This window comes from Paraburkholderia sp. MM5384-R2, from assembly GCF_014201025.1.
Taxonomy (GTDB): domain Bacteria; phylum Pseudomonadota; class Gammaproteobacteria; order Burkholderiales; family Burkholderiaceae; genus Paraburkholderia; species Paraburkholderia tuberum.
On record NZ_JACHDI010000037.1, the window covers coordinates 1 to 20,648 of the forward strand.

Below are 20,648 nucleotides of genomic sequence, written 5' to 3' on the forward strand. Positions count from 1 at the left end.
GTCCTTGAATGCTTGTCCGTATTTTGCCAATTCGTTTTCTCATAATCGCCCCCGGTTCATCGATTCTATCGGGGCGACAAGTATTCTGACGCGAGGGGCCGCCGAATCAGCGGAGCATGTCTGAACCTTGCGCGAGCATACGTTCCGGCAACCCCACGGCGCATTGCTTTTTCATTGAACCGATAATGACCACCTTTCTGTTCGATCTGCTATCGAACCTCACCTTGTTCGCCATCGTATCGATGGCCTGTCGACTGTATAACCGGTTCGGGTCGGGTGCCGCGCTGAGCGGCCCTGCGATTTTCATCGTGATCGCGCTGGCCGCGTGCGTGCTCGACGGCTTGTTGACGTTTGTCGTGTTCGCCGACGCGCAGAACCGCTATGGACAATTCGCCCTGCCGACGTCGTTTCTTCAGCGTGCTGGCGCGTATGCGCTCGCGATCGTGATCGCGTTCACGTGGCATCGGATATCGAGGCGCCGGCGCGCCGTGAAAAGCGACCCGGACAACGCGGTTGTCATCCAGACGTCACCGTACTCCGAATCGCGGCTGCGCATGTGAGCCCGGCATGCCCCGACCGGCTTTTCACGTACGCCCCGCCATGTTTCATCTCTGTATTGCCGCCGCGAGCAGGGCAGGAACGGTCCTTGCGCAGGCGGGCGCCGTCGGCTATAACTCCCGAAGACCGCGCGTTGTGGGTCATGGCACCACCGTCGTTCAATCCGTTGATGGCAACCTATAACGAGGAAACATCTTGGATATCGAAACCGTACGTGCATTCGTCATGACCCGTGGCATCGACATCGGCACCAAGGTCATCGGCGCAATCGTGCTGTGGATCGTCGGCCGCTGGATCATCGGGCTGATCTCCAACCTGTCGCGCAAGCTGCTCGCACGCAACGGCCGGGTCGACCCGACACTGGCCCGCTACCTCGCGTCGATTCTCGCCGGGTTGCTGAACCTGCTGCTCGTCCTCGCGATCCTGGAAATCTTCGGGGTGCAGACGACGTCGTTCGCCGCGTTGCTCGCCGGCCTCGGCCTCGCGATCGGTACTGCGTGGGGCGGCCTGCTCGCGCACTTCGCGGCCGGCGTGTTCATGCAGGTGCTGCGGCCGTTCAAGGTCGGCGATTTCGTCATGGCCGCGGGCGTCACCGGCACCGTCACGGAGTTGGGCCTGTTCGGCACCACGATTGTGACGCCGGACAACGTGACGACCATCATCGGCAACAACAAGATCTTCTCCGACACGATCTCGAACTACAGCGTGCTGCCGTTCCGGCGCGTCGAGCTGACCGCGAAGATCGCCAATGGCGTCGATCCGACCGATGCGATCGCGCGTTTGAAAGCCGCCGTCGCGAAGATTCCGAACGTGGCCGAAAACCCCGCGCCGGATATCGAGGTCTTGAGCTTCACGCCGGAAGGACCGCTGCTGTGCGTGCGCCCTTACTCGTCCAACCAGAACTACTGGCAGGTCTACTTCGACACCAATCGCGCGATCGTTCAGACCTTCAAGGAAGCCGGCTATCCGACGCCGGAAACGCCACTCGCACCGCGAGCGATCACGCGCGATTGATCTGATCGAGCCTCCGCGCGCACCCGACCTGGGCCGTCGGCATGGCGGCATGAAAACGGGCGTCGCGAGATTCGCGACGCCTTTCGTGTTTTTCAAGGCCCGAAATACCGCAAACAACTCGTCGTCAACGGGTACTCGCGTTCGCGCCATTCTTGCGCAGCATCTTCCACAGCGCGCCGAGCACGATCGGTACGATCGCCGCGCCGATACCGACCAGCACGATCACGTTCAGATACTGACGGATGAACGGGATGTTGCCGAAGAAATAACCGAGCAGTGTCAGCAGCAGCACCCACAACAGCGCGCCGACGACGTTGAACATCTGGAAGCGGCTCCACGTCATCGACGACGCGCCTGCGACGAATGGCGCAAACGTCCGCACGACAGGGATGAAACGCGCAAGCACGATCGTCTTGCCGCCGTGTTTCTCATAGAAGTTGTGCGTCTTCTGCAGCGCGGCGCGATCGAGAAAGCGCTCGAGCACCGGAATGTGCGTATTGAACACGCGCGGTCCGATCGCGCGGCCGATCAGATAGTTGGTCGTATTGCCCGAGACCGCCGCCACCAGCAGCAACAGGATCAGCAGTCCGAGATGCATCTGCCCGGTCGCGCAGAACGCGCCGCCGATGAACAGCAGCGAATCGCCCGGCAGAAACGGCAGCACCACGAGCCCCGTTTCAGCGAACACGATCACGAACAGCACCGCGTAGACCCAGGCACCGTACACCTGAATGAAGTCTCCGAGAAACTTGTCGATGTGCAGGACAAGATTGGCGAAATGTAGCAGCGTATCCAAGGAACGTCCTTTTAAACCAGTGTATGCGTAGAGGGAAAACGGCCACCGCGCGACCCTGCAACAGGCGCAGCGAGCGGCGGGCCGACCGCTGCGAATTGACCGCGATATGATACCGAAAGTGCCTCGGGTCGAATGAAAATCTGCTGGTTGGGCGTCTGCGCGGGCGGCGTGCGCCGAGTCGCTATAATTTCGCCATGTCCGAATTCTCCGAAACGCCTGCGGGCACCGCGGCCGCGGCCGCACCTTCCGACGCCTCCCGCGCGGCGCCCGTGCCGCGTCCGTTGCGCGCCATCCAGCCGCTCCCCGATCAATTGATCAGCCAGATCGCCGCAGGCGAAGTGGTCGAGCGGCCGGCGTCGGTAGTCAAAGAGCTGCTCGAGAATGCGCTCGACGCGGGCGCGCAGACGCTGCGCATCCTGCTCGACGAAGGCGGCGTCAAACGCATCTCGATCACCGACGACGGCTGCGGCATCCCCGAGAACGAACTCGTGCTCGCCCTGACGCGCCATGCGACCAGCAAGATCCGCTCGCTTGCCGAGCTCGAAGCGGTCGCGACGCTCGGGTTCCGCGGCGAAGCGCTGGCGTCGATCGCGTCGGTCGCGCAGATGAGCATCACGAGCCGCACCGCAGATGTGCCGCACGCGGTGCGCATCGACGCGGAAACCGGCGTGCTGAGTCCCGCCGCCGGCACCCAGGGCACGACGATCGAAGTCCGCGAGCTGTACTTCAACACCCCGGCACGCCGCAAATTCCTGAAAAGCGAACAGACCGAACTCGGCCACTGTCTTGAACAGATCCGCCGCGCCGCGCTCGCGCGGCCGGACGTCGCGATCTCGGTGCTGCACAACGGCAAGGCCGTCGAGCACTGGAACGCGAGCGAGCCGCCCGCGCGGGTTGCGAAGATTCTCGGCGAGACGTTCGCGACCGCCCATCTGCCGCTCGACGAATCCGCCGGTCCGCTTGCGATCTACGGCTGCGCCGGTCTGCCGACCGCGAGCCGCGGTCGCGCCGATCAACAGTATTTCTTCGTCAACGGCCGCTTCGTGCGTGACAAGCTGCTCACGCACGCGGTGCGCGCCGCGTATGAAGACGTGCTGCACGGTGAGCGTTATCCGTCGTACGTGCTGTTCCTCGATTTGCCGCCAGAAGGCGTCGACGTGAACGTACATCCGTCGAAAATCGAGGTGCGTTTCCGCGATTCGCGCTCGATCCACCAGTTCGTGTTCCATGCGGTGCAGCGCGCGCTCGCTCGGCACGCGGGCGCGTCGCCTGAAACGACGGCGGGCGGGCATGCGGCGCACCTGGAACCGTCGGCCGGTGGACCGGCTTCATCTGGTTCGACGCCGCTGGGGGTCACAAGCGGCGTAGCCGACGGCATTGGCGCGGGCGCCGGTCTTTCGAGCGGCGCGGGCTTCGGCGCGGGAAGCCGCGGCGGCCTTGGCGGCGGCAGCGGCTTCAGCAGCTTCGGCGCCCCGGGCGCCTCGCAGCCTGGCAACACGTGGATGCGCCAGGCACGCATGACGCAAGGCACGCTGCCGGTCGCGCAACCGCTCGCCGGTTACGACGCGCTGTTCGGCCGCAAGGATCCGCTTGCAGGCCGGGTCGAAGGCGCGTCGCTGTTCGAAGCGCGCGACTCCGCAACCGACGCGACGTCGCCATACGACGCAGCGCCGTTCGCGCCGCGCCCGGCTTCCCCCGCATTCGACGCCACCGACGACCAGCCGCTCGGCTTCGCGCTCGGCCAGATCCACGGCATCTACGTGCTCGCGCAGAACCGCCACGGGCTCGTAATCGTCGACATGCATGCGGCACACGAGCGCATCCTGTACGAGCAGTTCAAGAGCGCGCTCGCCGACCGCGCGATCGCCGTGCAGCCGCTGCTGATCCCGCAGACGATGCAGGCCGATCCGGTCGAAATCGGCACGGTCGAGGAAGAGCGCGATACGCTCGATGCGCTCGGCTTCGACCTCGCGGTGCTGTCGCCGACCACGCTCGCGATCCGCGCGGTCCCAGCGTTGCTGAAGGACGCCGACCTGCAGGCGCTGGCGCGCGCTGTGCTGTCCGACCTGCATGCATTCGGCGGCTCGCGCGTGCTGACCGAGCGTCAGCACGAACTGCTCGGCACGCTCGCGTGCCATCACGCGGTGCGCGCGAACCGGCGTCTGACGCTCGACGAAATGAACGCGCTGTTGCGCCAGATGGAAGCGACCGAGCGCGCCGATCAGTGCAACCACGGGCGTCCGACCTGGTATCAGCTGACGCTGGCCGATCTCGATCGGCTGTTCATGCGCGGGCAGTAACGGCGCTGCGTTTCGATCACACCGTTGCGCCGCGCGCCCGCTTACCCATGACGTCACACCCTACCCCCATCCCGTGCCTGCTCGGGCCGACCGCGTCCGGCAAGACCGCCGCCGCGCTCGCGCTCGCCGCGCGGCGGCCGGTCGAAATCATCAGCGTCGACTCGGCGCTCGTCTATCGCGAGATGGACATCGGCACCGCGAAGCCGACCGCGGAAGAACGCGCGGTCGCGCCGCATCATCTGATCGATATCGTCGATCCGGCCGACTCGTACTCGGCCGCGCAGTTTCGCGCCGATACGCTGCGGCTCGTCGGAGAAATTCATGCGCGCGGGCGGCTGCCGCTGCTGGTCGGCGGCACGATGCTTTACTACAAGGCGCTCACGCAGGGGCTCAACGACCTGCCCGCCGCCGATGCCGAAGTACGCGCGAGGCTCGACGCCGACGCCGCCCGCGACGGCTGGCCGGCGCTTCACGCGCGGCTCGCCGCGTTCGATCCGGTCACGGCCGCGCGTCTCGCGCCGAACGATTCGCAGCGCATCCAGCGCGCGCTGGAAGTGTTCATGCTGACCGGCCAGCCGATGTCGACGCTGCTCGCCGCGCCCGCGCGCACCGACGACGCCGCATCGGCACGCTTCGTGCCGGTCGCGCTGGAGCCGTCCGAGCGTGGCGTGCTGCACGCGCGCATCGAGCAGCGCTTCGATTCGATGCTCGCGCACGGTTTCGTCGATGAAGTGGTGAAGCTGCGCGCGCGCGGCGACCTGCTGCCCGAGATGCCGTCGATGCGCTGCGTCGGGTATCGGCAGGTGTGGGAATACCTCGATGGCGCGGTCGACTATCGGACCATGCGCGACAAGAGCGTCTTCGCGACGCGGCAACTCTGCAAGCGGCAGCTCACGTGGCTGCGCAGCATGCCGGAAAGACGGGTGGTGGATTGCTGCGATCCGCACGCGACGGCGCGGGTGGTGGAGTTGATCGAAACGCTGGTTTGAGGCGCCGATCAGCGTAGGGGAATGGGAGGGACGTAAAGCGGGAGTTTGAAGCGGGAAACGTGAAGCAAAGGATTCGAAGCCCGCGCGGCGCACCATTGCGGCACGCCACGCGAGCCCTCGTCAATCTTTAGACCACGACCGTCTGCGCTTCACCCGCTGCGCTTTCACGGACCGTGCCGATCTTCCAGACCTGCTCGCCCGCCGCGGACAGCAGACCGATCGCCGCTTCGGCATCCGCGGCCGACACGATCACCGCCATACCGATACCGCAGTTGAACACGCGGTGCATTTCCGCATCGGCGACGCCGCCGTGCTTCTGCAGCCACGAGAACAGCGGCGGCAGCGGCCACGCGCGATGGTCAAGCTCGGCCGTCAGGCCTTCGCGCAGCACGCGCGGAATGTTCTCGACGAGGCCGCCGCCCGTGATGTGCGCCATACCCTTGACCTCGATCTGCTGCATCAGCGCGAGCAGCGGCTTCACGTAGATGCGCGTCGGCGCCATCAGCGCGTCGGCGAGCGTGCGGCCGTCGAAGTCCGCGTTCAGATCGGGATTGGCACGCTCGATGATCTTGCGCACGAGCGAAAAGCCGTTCGAATGGATGCCGCTCGACGCGAGCCCGAGCACCACGTCGCCCGACGCGATCTTGCTGCCGTCGATGATCTTGCTCTTTTCCACCGCGCCGACCGCGAAACCAGCCAGGTCGTATTCGCCGTCCGGGTACATGCCCGGCATTTCCGCGGTTTCGCCGCCGATCAACGCGCAGCCCGACAGCTCGCAGCCGTGCGCAATGCCCTTCACGACGGTCGCCGCCGTGCCGACGTCGAGCTTGCCGCAGGCGAAATAGTCGAGGAAGAACAGCGGCTCGGCGCCCTGCACGAGGATGTCGTTGACGCTCATCGCGACCAGATCCTGGCCGACCGTGTCGTGCTTGTTCAGCTGGAACGCGAGACGCAGCTTGGTGCCGACGCCGTCGGTGCCGGACACGAGCACCGGTTCCTTGTACTTCTTCGGCACTTCGAACAACGCGCCGAATCCACCGATGCCGCCCAGCACGCCGTCGCGCAGGGTCTTCTTGGCAAACGGCTTGATGGCGTCGACGAGGGCGTCACCCGCATCGATGTCCACGCCGGCGTCGCGATACGACAAACCTTGGGCCGAATCGGTTGAATGCTCGGCGGATTTCGGTTGATTCATGGGGAAAAGCTCGAAGGTCGGTAAAATGCGATTTTACCCGATGCTGGCCGCCTGGCTGGAATTCACGCGTTCCGACGATATCCTGGAAACGACATTGCAACACGACACCCCGATTCCGGCGCCGCCGACCCGCGCAATTGCGCCAGCCGTGCTTCGCGACGCGCGGCCTCACGACCCGGCGAACACGCTTCACGACAACTGAGCGCCTGGCAACCTTCCAGGCCCCGAGGTCCGGGCCACTCGCGGCCTGAGCCTCATTTTCGGCATTAACCTACTGTGCTTCGTCAACTGACGCTCGATCTCGGCACCCCGCCGCCATCGACATTCGACAATTTCTTCGCCGGCGCGAACGCCGAGCTGGTCACGCGCCTGCGTGAGCTCGACGACGCGCTCGCCTGCGGACCGGTCGCCGATCGCACCTTCTACATCTGGGGCGAAGCCGGCAGCGGCCGCACGCACCTGCTGCAGGCGCTCGTGCACGAAGCACCGCCGGGGCATGCGCGCTTCGCCGGGCCGCAAAGCAGCCTCGCCGCCTTCGGCTTCGATCCGCGCGTCGCGCTCTATGCAATCGACGACTGCGACGCGCTGTCGGCCGCGCAGCAGATCGCCGTGTTCAACCTGTTCAACGAAGTGCGCGCGCATCCGACCAGCGCGCTCGTCGCCGCGGGCAACGCGGCGCCGATCGGCATGACGGTGCGCGAAGATTTGCGCACGCGCCTCGGCTGGGGACTGGTGTTTCACCTCGCGCCGTTGCCCGACGACGCGAAGGCCGCGGTGTTGAAACGCGCGGCGCGCGAGCGCGGCATCATGCTCGCCGACGACGTGCCGGCCTACCTGCTCACGCACTTTCGCCGCGACATGCCGAGCCTGATGGCGCTGCTCGACGCGCTCGACCGCTTCTCGCTCGAACAGAAACGCGCGGTCACGCTGCCGCTGTTGCGCACGATGCTCGCGTCGCTCGACCCCGCCGCCGCGCCGGGTTCACACGCCGCTCTTCCCGCTTCAAGTAAAATAGGCGCCCATGGCTAACCTTGCACTCTTCGATCTCGACCACACGCTCATTCCCACCGACAGCGACCACGAATGGGGCCGCTTCATGGTGAAAAAAGGCATGGTCGACGCCGTAAATTTCGCCCGTGAAAACGATCGCTTTTACGCCGACTACAAGGCCGGCAAGCTCGACATTCACGCTTATCTGATCGCCATGCTGACGCCGCTCGCGAAGTACACACGCGCGCAGCTCGCTGACTTTCACGCGCAGTACATGCACGAGGTCATCACGCCGGCCATCCAGCCGGTGGCGCTCGAACTCGTGAAACAGCATCGTGAAGCGGGCGACCTGTGCTGCGTCGTCACCGCGACCAACGAGTTCATCACGCGGCCGATCGCGCAGGCGTTCGGCGTCGACACGCTGATCGCGTGCGAGGCCGAGACCGTCGGCGGGGAGCCGCACGGCGCCTACACCGGTCGCCCGACCGGCATGCCGAGCTACAAGGAAGGCAAGATCGTGCGCACCGAAATGTGGCTCGCGTCGCTCGGCAAGAGCTGGAGCGACTTCGAGCACAGCTATTTCTATAGCGATTCGCACAACGACATCCCGCTGCTCGCAAAAGTCACCGATCCCATCGCGACCAATCCGGACGACACGTTGCGCGCCCATGCGCAAGCCAAAGGCTGGCGCATCCTCGAACTCTTCCAACCCTCGTGATCAAGAAACTCATCCGCAAGCTATTCGGCCAGGACACGGCGACCGCTGACGACACGCTCTCCGCCGCCGCCAGCGTCGACGGCAATGCCAATGGCAAGCCGCCGGCGCGCGGCAAGTCCGTATCCGGCACGACCGCTTCCGGCACGGCCGCGCGGCCGCGCCGCAAGTCCGCAGGTGCCGCTGCTGCCGCGCAAGCGCCGCGCGAGCCGGACGTACCCGTCATCATTCCGCACGACGTGCACGGCATCGACCCCACGCTGATCTCGCGCAATGCGATCCGCGTGACCGAGGGCCTGCAACAGGCGGGCTTCCGTGCCTTCATCGTCGGCGGCGCGGTGCGCGATCTGCTGCTCGGCGTCAAGCCGAAAGACTTCGACGTCGCGACCGACGCGACCCCCGAGCAGGTGCAGAAGCTGTTCCGCCGCGCGCGCATCATCGGCCGGCGCTTCCAGATCGTGCACGTGCAGTTCGGCCAGGAAATCATCGAGACCTCGACGTTCCGCGCGCTGGTCGATCCGCCCGCGGCCGACGCGCCGCCGCCGAAGCGTCTGAAGCGCGACGAACTCGACCGCCGCACCCACGCGGTCGATGCGAGCGGCCGCGTGCTGCGCGACAACGTGTGGGGCGAGCAGCACGAGGACGCCACGCGCCGCGACTTCACGATCAACGCGATGTACTACGATCCGGCCACGCAAACCGTGCTGGACTACCACAACGGCATGGCCGACATGCGCGCGCGCCTGTTGCGCATGATCGGCGACCCGGCCACGCGCTATCGCGAGGATCCGGTGCGCATGCTGCGCGTCGTGCGCTTCGCCGCCAAGCTCGACTTCGATATCGACGACGCCACGCGCGCGCCGATCGAGAAGATGGCCGATCTGATCAACAACGTGCCCGCCGCGCGTCTGTTCGACGAAATGCTGAAGCTGATGCTGTCGGGTCACGCGCTCGCGTGCCTGAAGTGGCTGCGCCAGGAAGGCCTGCATCACGGGCTGTTGCCGCTGCTCGACGTCGTGCTCGAGCAGCCGACCGGCGAAAAATTCATTTCTCTGGCACTCTCTAACACAGATGCACGCGTGCTCGCCGGCAAGCCGGTGTCGCCGGGCTTCCTGTTCGCGACGCTGTTGTGGCACGACGTGCAGCAGCGCTGGCAGAAGTTCGAGGCCGAAGGCGAGTATCCGGTGCCCGCGCTGCATCGCGCGATGGACGAAGTGCTCGACATGCAGACCGAAAAGCTCGCGATCCACAAGCGCTTCTCGGCCGACATGCGCGAGATCTGGGGCCTGCAGTTGCGCCTCGAAAAACGCTCGGGACGCAGCGCGCTGAAGCTGCTCGAACACCAAAGATTTAGAGCGGGGTATGATTTCCTCCTGCTGCGCTGCGCATCGGGCGAACTCGACGAGTCGGTCGGTGCGTGGTGGACGGAGTTCATCGAAGGAGACGTCGCCGCGCGCGAGACATTGCTCACGCAAGGCGGGAAGGACCGGAGCCCAAGAAAACGACGGCGGCGCGGTGGCGCCAGAAGCCGCAAATCAGGTGACGGAGTGGAGGGCGGCTCGTCCGCCGAACGCACGGACAACGACGCGGGCCTCGAAGGCTCGCACGAAGACTGACGCGGCGTTCGCGGAAAAGCCGTCAAAACGATAGTTGCAGGAAGATATGCCATGACGGTTGCTTATCTTGGCCTCGGCGCGAATCTCGGGGACGCGCGCCAGACCCTGAAAGACGCGGTGGTGTGCCTCGCACAACAGCACACCATCACCGTGCTCGCCAAATCGAGCCTGTATCGTACTGCCCCGATCGACGCGGGCGGCGACGACTATTTCAACTGCGTCGTGAAGCTGGAAACGACGCTCCCCGTACGGCATCTGCTCGCGCTGTGCCACAAGATCGAGCATCAGTTCGGCCGTGAGCGGCCGTTCCGCAATGCGCCGCGCACGCTCGATCTCGACATCCTGCTGTATGGCGATCAATCGATCGACGAAGCCGATCTGATCGTGCCGCACCCACGCCTCGTCGAGCGCGCGTTTGCGCTGGTGCCGCTCGTCGAGATCGACGCGGCGATCGTCATTCCGCTGCATGGCCGGGCCGCCGCGCTGCTCGACAGCGTGAGCGATCAGCGCATCGAGAAAGTAAAGTCGCCCTGCCAGTGCCCGATGCTCAATGCGCTGACCGGCAATTCCGCCGAGAAAGGCCGCTGCGAATGAGTTCGCCGCCGCTCACGGTCACCGCGCCGCAGCTGCGCCCGCCGTTCGGCTATATCGCGATCGAAGGGCCGATCGGCGTCGGCAAAACCTCACTCGCGCGGCGCCTCGCCCAACGCTGGTCGATGCACGAACTGTTCGAACGCTCGCAAGACAATCCGTTTCTTGAACGCTTTTATCGCGACACCACGCGCTATGCGCTACCGGTGCAGTTGCACTTCGCACTGCAACGCGCGCAGCAGGCGCAGGAAGTCGGCGCCGCGCAGGCGAGCGGCACGCCGCTGATCGCCGACTTCATCACGCAGCGAAACGACATCTTCGCGCGTCTGACCTTGCAGGAAGACGAGTGGCAGTTGTACCGCGCGCTTGCCGTGCGGCTCGACGTCAGCGCGCCGGAGCCGGACTTCGTCGTTTATCTGCAGGCGAGCCCAGAGGTGCTGTTCGCGCGCATCCAGAAGCGCGCGGTGCCGATGGAGCTGCAGATTTCCGATGCCTATCTGCGCGCGCTATGCGACGCGTACAACGAATTCTTCTACCACTACGACCGCACGCCCGTGCTGACGGTCAACGCCGAACACCTGAATCCGCTCGACTCCGACGCGGACCTTGCGCTGCTCGCCGAACGCATCGAGACGATGCGCGGCCGCAAGGAATTCTTTGTCAAAGCCACGTCGCTGTAAGCGGCGCGGCTAGTTCATTTTTTTCACTGGATTGACCATGACTTATTTGCAGGAAGCGAGCCGGAGCGCGATCACCGTGCCGAAACTGCAGGCAATGCGCGACGCTGGCGAAAAGATCGCCATGCTCACCTGTTACGACGCGAGCTTCGCCGCGCTGCTCGATCGCGCGGGCGTCGACGTGCTGCTGATCGGCGACTCGCTCGGCAACGTCCTGCAAGGCCAGGCGACCACGCTGCCGGTGTCGCTTGCCGACATCGCGTATCACACGGCGAGCGTCGCGCGCGCGCGGCCGTCGGCGCTGATCGTCGCGGACCTGCCGTTCGGCACCTACGGCACGCGCGAAGACGCATTCAGGAGCTCGGTCGAACTGATGCGCGCGGGCGCGCAGATGGTCAAGCTCGAAGGCGGCGAATGGCTCGCCGACACGGTGCGGTTTCTGGTCGAGCGCTCGATTCCGGTGTGCGCGCATGTGGGTCTCACGCCGCAGTCGGTGCATGCGTTCGGCGGCTTCAAGGTGCAAGGCAAGACCGAAGCGGGCGCGAGCCAGCTGCTGCGCGACTCGCTCGCCGTGCAGGAAGCCGGCGCACAATTGATCGTGATGGAAGCGATCCCGTCGCAACTCGCGGACGAGGTCACGCAGCTGCTGCGCATTCCGACGATTGGTATCGGCGCGGGCCTCGGCTGCTCGGGTCAGGTGCTCGTGCTGCACGACATGCTCGGGATTTTTCCTGGCAAGCGGCCGCGCTTCGTGAAGGATTTCATGCAGGGACAGCCAAATATTCAGGCGGCCGTCGAGGCGTATGTGCGGGCGGTAAAGGACGGCACGTTTCCCGGCGCCGAGCACACGTTCTGATCTTCATTGCCGCGCGAGCGCGCGGCATTCCCGTATTTTTCAGTGCTCTAACCAACAAGCCGTGCCGGCACCGCGCCGCGCAACGCGTTGCACACGAGCAGCGCTTCGGCGTTCAGCACATCCGCCCGCGTCAGCACTTTTTCACCTGCCCGCAAGCCCGACGCGTCGTCGAGCAACACGCTTCGCATTACACCTGGCAGCACGCCTGACGCGAGCGGCGGCGTCCACCATTGTCCCGCGAGCTTCACGAACACGTTCGACCTGCCGCCTTCGGTCAGTTCGCCCCGTTCGTTGAAAAACAGCGTATCGAAGGCGCCCTTCGCTTCGGCTTCGCGCCAGCCGCGGTCGTAGTCTGCCCGGCGCGTGGTCTTGTGGCGCAGCAGCGGATCGGCGGCGTGGGTCGGCGCGAACTGCGCTCCGGGGCCGAGCAGAACACCAACGATCGCATCCGCCAACGGCGCAAGTATCGCGGCCGAGATCTGGGTCACCCCGCTCTTGCTCAAAGCAAGCCGCATTCGATGCGGCATCTGCGCCGGGAGCGTGGCGCACCGCACTGAAATCTCCCCGCGAATGCGCGCTTCGTCGAACCCGAAGCCAAGCGTCGCGGCGCTCGACGACAAGCGCCGCAGATGCCGCTCGACGTGCCGCACGCCGTCTTCCCGCGTGGCGTACATCGTTTCGAACAGTTCGAAACCCGGCTCGGCGCCCATCAGAAAACGTGCTTTCAATCGACACTCCTCGTGCTCGTCGGCGGCCACGCTGTCGAGCACGATGCCCGCGCCGATGCCCATGCTGCCGCGCAGACCGTTCGTGCCACCGTCTGACGCCGATGACGCAGTCAACGTCAACGTGCGAATCGCGACCGACATGCAAAAGTCGCCGCAATCGTGATCATCGCCCGGCGCATCGAGCCAGCCGATCGCGCCGGTATAGAGCCCGCGCGGCGTGCTTTCCAGTTCGTCGATCAACTGCATCGTGCGATGCTTCGGCGCACCGGTAATCGAGCCGCACGGGAACAGCGCGCGCAGGATCGTCGCGAACGAGGTGCCGTCGAGCAACGTCGCCTCGACAGTCGACGTCATCTGCCACACCGACGCATACGGCTCGACCGAAAACAACGCCGGCACGCTGACCGAGCCGATCCGCGCGACTCGCGACAGATCGTTGCGCAACAGATCGACGATCATGACGTTCTCGGCGCGGTTCTTCGGATCGGTCGCGAGGAACTCGGCGTTACCCCGGTCGACGGCAGGATCTTGCGAGCGCGGCGCCGTGCCCTTCATCGGCCGCGCGCGCAACGTCGCGCCGTGCTTTTCGACGAACAGTTCGGGCGAACACGACAGCACCCACGCATCGTCCGGCAACGCGATCAGCGCGCCGAACGACACGGGCTGGCGCGCGCGCAACCGCCGATAGAACGCGAGCGGCGAGCCGAACACGTCGAAGCCGAGGCGGTACGTGTAGTTGACCTGATAGGAATCGCCCGCGCGCAGGGCGGCGTGAATCGCGTCGATCGCCGCGTCGAACTCGGCGCGATCGACGCTCTCGCGCACGTTCGCGATGCCCGCGACCGACGGCTCGAAAGCGCCGTAGTCCCGCGCCGTCAGCCACGCGTCGACCTCGTCGCGCGAAAGCTTCGCACAACGTTCGAACAATAAAAAACGCAGCGTGGCATTGCCACGCTGCGTTTCAGAAGACCGGCGCGCATCGAAACCCATCAGCGCGCGGCCAAATTCATAATCGGCGAGCACGACAGCGTGCAAACCGCTCCGGGTATCCGCCGCGACGCTGTCGCACACGCCTTCGAGCTGCGCCGCCTCCGTGCAGACCCGCTCGCGCACGAAACCCGTGTACAAGCGGCTCGACGGAAGCGCCGCCGTTGCACCGCAATCGTCGAGCAGCGCGAACGCCGCGCCGCGACTGTCCACCGTCATACTGACCGCCGAATCAAATCAATCGAAAAAGCTCTTTACGCGATCGAACCAGCTCTTGCTTTGCGGACTATGCCGCGAACCGCCTTCCACGAGCGCCTTTTCGAACTGCTTGAGCAGATCGCGCTGCGCTTCGGTGAGCTTGACCGGCGTTTCAACCTGCACGTGTACGTACAGATCGCCGGCGATGCTCGAACGCAGCCCCTTGATGCCCTTGCCGCGCAAACGGAACGTCTTGCCGGACTGCGTGCCTTCCGGCACCGTGAAGCTGGCGCGACCGGCGAGCGTCGGCACCTCGATATCGCCGCCGAGCGCCGCGGTAGTGAACGGGATCGGCATCTGGCAATGCAGATCGTCGCCGTCACGCTCGAACACCGAGTGCTGCTTGATATGAATCTCGACGTACAGATCGCCCGACGGACCGCCGTTGATGCCCGGCTCGCCGTTGCCGGCCGAGCGGATGCGCATGCCGTCGTCGATACCGGCCGGGATCTTCACTTCGAGCGTCTTGGTTTCCTTCACCTTACCCGCGCCGTGGCAGTGATTGCACGGCTCGGGGATGTAGGTACCGGTGCCGTGGCACTTCGGGCAAGTCTGCTGGATGCTGAAGAAGCCCTGCGACATGCGCACCGAACCCGAGCCGCTACAGGTCGGGCAGGTTTCCGGCTTGGTGCCCGGCTTCGCGCCCGAGCCATGGCAGACTTCGCACGAAACCCAGCTCGGCACGCGAATCTGCGTGTCGTAGCCGTGTGCGGCCTGCTCGAGCGTGATTTCCATGCTGTAGCGCAGATCGGCGCCGCGATACACCTGCGGGCCCGCACGGCCGCCTCCGCGTGCGCCGCCGCCGGCCGCCTGGCCGAAGATGTCGCCGAAGATGTCGCCGAATGCATCGGCAAAGCCGCCGAAACCTTGCGCGCCGGCCCCACCCATGTTCGGATCGACGCCCGCGTGACCGTACTGATCGTACGCGGCGCGCTTTTGCGAATCCGACAGCATTTCATAGGCTTCCTTCACCTCCTTGAAATGCTCTTCCGCATCCTTGTGACCCGGATTGCGGTCGGGGTGGTGCTTCATCGCGAGCTTGCGATAAGCCTTCTTGATTTCGTCGTCGCTCGCGTTCTTTGCGACGCCCAGAACCTCGTAGTAATCCCGTTTCGCCATATCGGTTCAACGCCGCCGCGCAAAGCGACGCGGTAGCTCCTTGTGAATGCTGTGGAGTCTCACGACTCGTCCGGCCGCTGTCTGCGCCGCGCCAGCGCACGGTTCAAAACAACGCCCTCCATAAAACGAACGTGCCCGGAGAGCCCCAAAAAGGCTCGCCAGGCGCGAAAACCGCTCTTGCACTTTGGGCGCCCGCGGGGGCGCCGTTCTCGTGCAGCCGGGCCGCGCACATTGCTGTGCACGGCTTTACGGTCGGATGCCGACCTGGCTTTAGTCTTTCTTCACTTCCTTGAACTCAGCGTCGACCACATCGTCGGCCTGCTGGCTCGCACCCGCCGATGCACCGGCACCGCCCGCCGCGCCCGCCGCCGCTTCGGCACCTTGCGCAGCCTGCATGTCGGCGTACATCTTCTCGCCCATCTTCTGCGAGGCCGTGGCCACCACTTCGATCTTCGCTTCGATCGCGGCTTTGTCGCTCGAGTTGCTCTTCAGCGTGTCTTCGAGGTCCTTCAACGCGGCTTCGATCTTGTCCTTCTCGCCAGCTTCGAGCTTGTCGCCGTACTCGGTCAGCGCCTTCTTCGTGCTGTGGACGAGGGCGTCACCCTGGTTGCGGGCGTCGGCCAGCTCACGCAGCTTGTGATCTTCTTCCGCGTTCGCTTCGGCGTCCTTCACCATCTTCTCGATTTCGGCTTCGGACAGACCCGAGTTCGCCTTGATCGTGATGCGGTTCTCCTTGCCGGTCGCCTTGTCCTTCGCGCCGACGTGCAGAATGCCGTTCGCGTCGATGTCGAAGCTCACTTCGATCTGCGGCACGCCGCGCGGTGCCGGCGGAATGCCTTCGAGGTTGAACTCGCCGAGCAGCTTGTTGCCCGCTGCCATTTCGCGTTCGCCCTGGAACACCTTGATCGTCACGGCGCCTTGATTGTCATCAGCCGTCGAGTAGACCTGCGCGTGCTTGGTCGGGATCGTCGTGTTCTTGTTGATCATCTTCGTCATCACGCCGCCGAGCGTTTCGATGCCGAGCGACAACGGGGTCACGTCGAGCAGCAGCACGTCCTTGCGGTCGCCCGACAGAACCTGGCCCTGGATCGCGGCACCAACGGCCACGGCTTCGTCCGGGTTCACGTCACGGCGCGGATCCTTGCCGAAGAACTCCTTCACCTTTTCCTGCACCTTCGGCATACGGGTCATACCGCCGACCAGGATCACGTCGTCGACTTCGCCGACCTTCACGCCCGCATCCTTGATCGCGACGCGGCACGGCTCGATGGTGCGTTCGATCAGGTCTTCGACCAGCGCTTCCAGCTTGGCGCGCGTGATCTTCAGGTTCAGGTGCTTCGGACCCGATGCGTCCGCCGTGATGTACGGCAGGTTGATTTCGGTCTGCTGGCTCGACGACAGCTCGATCTTGGCCTTTTCAGCCGATTCCTTCAGGCGCTGCAGCGCGAGCACGTCTTTCGACAGATCGACGCCCTGCTCCTTCTTGAACTCGCCGATGATGTAGTCGATGATGCGCTGATCGAAGTCTTCGCCGCCGAGGAACGTATCGCCGTTCGTGGATAGCACTTCGAACTGCATTTCACCGTCGACGTCCGCGATTTCGATGATCGACACGTCGAACGTACCGCCGCCCAGGTCGTACACCGCGATCTTGCGATCGCCCTTTTCGGCTTTGTCCAGACCGAACGCGAGAGCCGCGGCGGTCGGTTCGTTGATGATCCGCTTGACTTCCAGACCGGCGATGCGGCCGGCGTCCTTGGTTGCCTGACGCTGGCTGTCGTTGAAGTACGCCGGCACCGTGATCACGGCTTCCGTGACGGTCTCGCCAAGGTAGTCCTCAGCAGTCTTCTTCATCTTGCGCAGGACTTCGGCGGAGATTTGCGGCGGCGCGAGCTTCTGGTCGCGCACTTCGACCCACGCGTCACCGTTGTCGGCCTTGATGATCTTGTAGGGCATCAGGCCGATGTCCTTCTGCACTTCCTTCTCTTCGAAGCGGCGGCCGATCAGGCGCTTGACCGCGAACAGCGTGTTCTTCGGGTTCGTGACCGACTGACGCTTGGCCGGCGCGCCGACCAGGATCTCGCTGTCATCCATGTAAGCGATGATCGACGGCGTGGTGCGCGCGCCTTCCGAGTTCTCGATAACCTTGACCGAGTTGCCTTCCATGATCGCCACGCACGAGTTGGTCGTGCCGAGGTCGATACCGATGATTTTGCCCATTTTTACAAATCTCCTGACTTTGATCGCTGCGGAAAGCGCCCGATTGACCCATCTGGCGGCGGGACGATCCGCTCTCAATTCATACCTGCACTCAAAATAAGTGCGGCCACATCGTTTTCAAGACCTCTTTTGCGATGCGGTCTTTAATTTTTTTCAATCACGGGGCGAGACGCCTGAATCTTCGCTGCGAGCCCGCTCCGTCAGTCTGCGCGGCGCCCCCGGCGTGGTTCGCCGGAAGTGCCTGAATCGATGCGATCTTTGCGGCACGTAGCGATGCGAAGCGACGCAGCAGACGCCACCGGCGCAAACGCCCGGAGCGAGTGTCGACGTGATTACTTCGGCGCCGCGACGGTCACGAGCGCGGGACGCAGCACGCGATCCGCGATCACAAAGCCTTTTTGCAGCACCGCGACGACGGTGTTCGGCTCCTGGTCGGCCGGCACCATCGAAATGGCCTGATGGCGATGCGGATCGAACTTTTCGCCGACCGGATTGATCGCCACGACGCGACCCTTCTCGAGCGCGCCGCTCAACTGCCGCAGCGTGAGCTCGACGCCTTCGCGGACCTTCTGCAAGTCGTCGGACGAATGGGCGACGGCCGCCTCGAGACTGTCGACCACCGGCAGCAGATGCTCGGCGAAGCTCTCGATCGCATACTTGTGCGCCCTGGCGACGTCTTCCTGAGCGCGCCGGCGCACATTTTCGGTTTCGGCCTTCGCGCGCAGGAAGCTTTCCTGCAACTCGGCGATCTTCGCCTGAGCGTCGGCCAGCGCCTGCTCGGCGGCACCCTGGGCCGGTTCCGCGGGGGCGCCGGTGTCCGGCTGTTGAGTAGCGGCCCCAGCCGCCTCGGCGGCCTGGCGCGCGGCTTCGTCGGCGGGCGTGGGATTCTGGCTCGTCGGGTTCTCTTGCGTGTTTTCCATGTCGCTGAAAGTCGTTAAAAAGTAAAAGCCAAAGGCGGTTCGAGCCGTTCCGACACAGTACGATTCATGCTTTGCAAAATCGCGACACGCGTCTTCGCGCCGATCCGCCAGACCGGACCCCAGATGGGGCCTGAAAAAGCCGTTTCAAGCGGGTCGAGGGTTTTTTCGCACCACCGACGTGCAGGCGAAATGCGCCGTAACAAGCCTCAACGTGGCGCAATCAGATAGAGATTGAGTGCAGCCCGCAACTGACCTATTCTCCAGTCAGGGAGCGGCAACGCCACGTTAACCCTAATCTGACGTAAGCGTTACCGACACCTGACAGTCGTTCCGATAGCCTGTTTCAGCCCATCAAGGGGAGTACCGTGAAACTGACCTTTGCAATCGGCGTGGTCGCACTGGTACTGATCGCGGGCACCACGACCATCTGCATGTCCGGTGCGGTCAACGACCACACCACCGAGTACGGCGGCGCACACGCCACCGTGGAGCAGTTTCTCAATCCCCACCTGAAAATCTGTCGATAGTGCGCCGGTCGCGTTTGGTCGGTCGGCCGTGCAGCGCGGCGGCCGGCTCGTGGTAGACCTTGCGCCGTTCCTGCTCGACCTGCCGCTTCGCCTTGCTCTGCGCGGTTTCCAAATAAAGCGTCTGCGCGACGCTCGCCGGACCGCGTACGTCGCATACGCCCAGCACCTCCACCTGCCACACGTAGCGCTCGATCTCGATTTCGACCAGATCGCCGACACGCACGTCCTTCGCCGGCTTCACGGCGACGCCGCCGATACGCACCCGCCCCTTGTCGACCGCCTCCGCGGCCAGCGAGCGCGTCTTGAAGAAGCGCGCGGCCCACAGCCATTTGTCGATGCGCAGTTTCGCGCCCGGTTCGGTTGAAATGCGGTAGTTCATCTGCGTATTCAAGCTCCTGTCGTGTGCGGCACCGGCACCGCCTGCACGGGCCAGCCCTGCAGATGCTGCGCAACGATTTCGCCAAGCGCGGCAACCCACGGCTGCGACGCGTTCAGACAGGCGATCCGGTGAAACTCCTTGCCACCCGCCTGCAGAAATTCGCCGCGCACTTCCATGCCGATTTCCTCGATCGTTTCGAGGCAGTCGGCGGTGAAACCCGGGCAAAACACGTCAGCACGCCGCACGCCTGCCGCGCCGAGCTCCTTCAACGTCGGCGCCGTGTAGGGCTGCAGCCATTCGGCCTTGCCGAAGCGCGACTGGAACGTGATGCGGCATTCGACCGACGTCAAATCGAGCGCCTGCATCAGCAGCGCGCCGGTCTGCTGGCATTGCTCGTGGTACGGGTCGCCGAGGTCGAGCGTGCGCTTGGGCACGCCGTGGAAACTGAGCACGAGCTTGTCGCCCGCCGCGAAATCGGGGCGGCCGTGCAGATGCCAGTAGTGGTGCACCTGTGCGGCGAGCGCCGCGATGTACGCCGGGTGATCGGCGTACTGGCGCACGGTGCGGACTTCCGGCTGGTTGCGCATGCGCTTGAGCGCGGAAAAGGCTTCGTCGAACGCGGTCGCAGTGGTCGACGCCGAATACTGCGGATACATCGGCATCAGCAACACGCGCTCGGCGCCCGCGAGCTTCAGCTGGTTCAGCATTGCCGGAATGCCGGGCGTGCCGTAGCGCATCGCGTAGTCGACCAGCACCGTGTAGTCGTTCAGTTGCAGCAGATGGCGCAGGCCCTCGACCTGCTTTTCGGTGTGGACGCGCAGCGGCGAGCCCTCGGGCATCCACACCGCCGCATACTTCTTCGCAGAACTGCGGCCGCGCAACGGCAGAATCAGCAGACGCAGAACGAGCTGCCACGGCAGCGCCGGAATTTCGACCACGCGAGGATCGGACAGGAACTGCGCGAGGTAGCGGCGCACCGCGCGCGGCGTCGGCGCGTCGGGCGTGCCGAGATTGATCAGCAACACGGCGACGCGATGCGACGTGGCGTTCTGTGAAGGCCGCTCGAGGTCGAAGCGCATAGGTAGCAGAAATCACCGCATTTTGCGGCGAGTCGATTCAATGGAGATTCATTATAGCGGCGCGGGTTCTGCCCGGCGCCGCCAGAGACCCCTGGCCATTCGGACGATTGGCAGACACCGCGCGTTCGCGCATC

General features: G+C 64.7%; 20 protein-coding genes. 12 read left to right on the top strand and 8 right to left on the bottom strand.

Annotation, left to right across the window (positions count from 1 at the left end):
* Positions 1–185: 185 nt before the first annotated feature.
* Both HDG37_RS34585 and HDG37_RS34590 read left to right on the top strand, forming a co-directional pair.
* Positions 186–560, top strand: coding sequence for a hypothetical protein (locus tag HDG37_RS34585; protein ID WP_184055510.1), 375 nt, complete (start codon positions 186–188; stop codon positions 558–560).
* A gap of 193 nt (positions 561–753) precedes the next feature.
* Complete coding sequence (locus tag HDG37_RS34590; protein WP_184055511.1) at positions 754–1,572, top strand: mechanosensitive ion channel family protein; 819 nt, start codon at positions 754–756, stop codon at positions 1,570–1,572.
* Between the two features lie 124 nt (positions 1,573–1,696).
* On the opposite strand, the gene HDG37_RS34595 is transcribed toward HDG37_RS34590, so the two are convergent.
* Positions 1,697–2,368 (bottom strand): VTT domain-containing protein, encoded by a 672-nt coding sequence (locus HDG37_RS34595; protein ID WP_184055513.1) that lies wholly within the window; start codon positions 2,366–2,368, stop codon positions 1,697–1,699.
* 194 nt (positions 2,369–2,562) lie between these two features.
* On the opposite strand from HDG37_RS34595, the gene mutL reads away from it, so the two are divergent.
* Together mutL and miaA are read left to right on the top strand one after the other, a co-directional pair.
* Positions 2,563–4,668, top strand: coding sequence for a DNA mismatch repair endonuclease MutL (gene mutL, locus HDG37_RS34600; RefSeq protein ID WP_184055516.1), 2,106 nt, complete (start codon positions 2,563–2,565; stop codon positions 4,666–4,668).
* A gap of 47 nt (positions 4,669–4,715) precedes the next feature.
* Complete coding sequence (miaA, locus tag HDG37_RS34605; protein ID WP_184055518.1) at positions 4,716–5,657, top strand: tRNA (adenosine(37)-N6)-dimethylallyltransferase MiaA; 942 nt, start codon at positions 4,716–4,718, stop codon at positions 5,655–5,657.
* Positions 5,658–5,784: 127 nt separating this feature from the next.
* On the opposite strand, the gene purM is transcribed toward miaA, so the two are convergent.
* Positions 5,785–6,852 carry a phosphoribosylformylglycinamidine cyclo-ligase gene (gene purM, locus HDG37_RS34610; RefSeq protein WP_090803131.1) on the bottom strand — a complete coding sequence of 356 codons (1,068 nt, stop codon included), beginning with the start codon at positions 6,850–6,852 and terminating at the stop codon, positions 5,785–5,787.
* Here purM and HDG37_RS34615 point away from each other — a divergent pair.
* From HDG37_RS34615 to panB, 7 genes are all read left to right on the top strand, one after another.
* Positions 6,851–7,054 (top strand): hypothetical protein, encoded by a 204-nt coding sequence (locus HDG37_RS34615; protein ID WP_184055520.1) that lies wholly within the window; start codon positions 6,851–6,853, stop codon positions 7,052–7,054. The two genes, purM and HDG37_RS34615, sit on opposite strands and share 2 nt — an antisense overlap.
* A gap of 74 nt (positions 7,055–7,128) precedes the next feature.
* The gene (gene hda / locus HDG37_RS34620; protein WP_184055522.1) at positions 7,129–7,881 is read left to right on the top strand and encodes a DnaA regulatory inactivator Hda; all 753 of its coding nucleotides are present in this window, start codon (positions 7,129–7,131) and stop codon (positions 7,879–7,881) included.
* Positions 7,874–8,560 (top strand): HAD family phosphatase, encoded by a 687-nt coding sequence (locus tag HDG37_RS34625; RefSeq protein WP_184055524.1) that lies wholly within the window; start codon positions 7,874–7,876, stop codon positions 8,558–8,560. Before hda ends, HDG37_RS34625 begins: the two co-directional genes overlap by 8 nt.
* The gene (pcnB, locus tag HDG37_RS34630; protein WP_090803126.1) at positions 8,557–10,173 is read left to right on the top strand and encodes a polynucleotide adenylyltransferase PcnB; all 1,617 of its coding nucleotides are present in this window, start codon (positions 8,557–8,559) and stop codon (positions 10,171–10,173) included. The genes HDG37_RS34625 and pcnB overlap by 4 nt, the downstream gene beginning before the upstream one ends.
* A gap of 51 nt (positions 10,174–10,224) precedes the next feature.
* On the top strand, positions 10,225–10,767 hold the full coding sequence (gene folK / locus HDG37_RS34635; protein WP_090803125.1) for a 2-amino-4-hydroxy-6-hydroxymethyldihydropteridine diphosphokinase: 543 nt from the start codon (positions 10,225–10,227) through the stop codon (positions 10,765–10,767).
* Positions 10,764–11,444 (top strand): deoxynucleoside kinase, encoded by a 681-nt coding sequence (locus HDG37_RS34640; protein ID WP_184055527.1) that lies wholly within the window; start codon positions 10,764–10,766, stop codon positions 11,442–11,444. The genes folK and HDG37_RS34640 overlap by 4 nt, the downstream gene beginning before the upstream one ends.
* Positions 11,445–11,481: 37 nt before the next feature.
* On the top strand, positions 11,482–12,297 hold the full coding sequence (gene panB, locus HDG37_RS34645; protein WP_184055529.1) for a 3-methyl-2-oxobutanoate hydroxymethyltransferase: 816 nt from the start codon (positions 11,482–11,484) through the stop codon (positions 12,295–12,297).
* A gap of 47 nt (positions 12,298–12,344) precedes the next feature.
* On the opposite strand, the gene pabB is transcribed toward panB, so the two are convergent.
* The 4 genes from pabB to grpE all read right to left on the bottom strand — a co-directional run bounded on the left by pabB (position 12,345) and on the right by grpE (position 18,529).
* Positions 12,345–14,231, bottom strand: a complete 1,887-nt coding sequence (gene pabB / locus HDG37_RS34650) for an aminodeoxychorismate synthase component I (protein WP_184055531.1) — start codon at positions 14,229–14,231, stop codon at positions 12,345–12,347.
* 18 nt (positions 14,232–14,249) lie between these two features.
* The gene (gene dnaJ, locus HDG37_RS34655) at positions 14,250–15,389 is read right to left on the bottom strand and encodes a molecular chaperone DnaJ (protein ID WP_018419484.1); all 1,140 of its coding nucleotides are present in this window, start codon (positions 15,387–15,389) and stop codon (positions 14,250–14,252) included.
* A 270-nt stretch (positions 15,390–15,659) separates the two neighbouring features.
* Positions 15,660–17,609 (bottom strand): molecular chaperone DnaK, encoded by a 1,950-nt coding sequence (gene dnaK / locus HDG37_RS34660; protein ID WP_184055533.1) that lies wholly within the window; start codon positions 17,607–17,609, stop codon positions 15,660–15,662.
* Between the two features lie 332 nt (positions 17,610–17,941).
* The gene (grpE, locus tag HDG37_RS34665; RefSeq protein WP_184055535.1) at positions 17,942–18,529 is read right to left on the bottom strand and encodes a nucleotide exchange factor GrpE; all 588 of its coding nucleotides are present in this window, start codon (positions 18,527–18,529) and stop codon (positions 17,942–17,944) included.
* A gap of 365 nt (positions 18,530–18,894) precedes the next feature.
* Here grpE and HDG37_RS34670 point away from each other — a divergent pair, with 365 nt between their 5' ends.
* Complete coding sequence (locus HDG37_RS34670) at positions 18,895–19,056, top strand: hypothetical protein (RefSeq protein ID WP_167368620.1); 162 nt, start codon at positions 18,895–18,897, stop codon at positions 19,054–19,056.
* Here HDG37_RS34670 and HDG37_RS34675 read toward each other — a convergent pair.
* On the bottom strand, positions 19,028–19,435 hold the full coding sequence (locus HDG37_RS34675) for an RNA-binding S4 domain-containing protein (RefSeq protein ID WP_184055537.1): 408 nt from the start codon (positions 19,433–19,435) through the stop codon (positions 19,028–19,030). The two genes, HDG37_RS34670 and HDG37_RS34675, sit on opposite strands and share 29 nt — an antisense overlap.
* 8 nt (positions 19,436–19,443) lie before the next feature.
* Positions 19,444–20,514, bottom strand: coding sequence for a ferrochelatase (hemH, locus tag HDG37_RS34680; protein WP_184055539.1), 1,071 nt, complete (start codon positions 20,512–20,514; stop codon positions 19,444–19,446).
* Between the last annotated feature and the right edge of the window lie 134 nt (positions 20,515–20,648).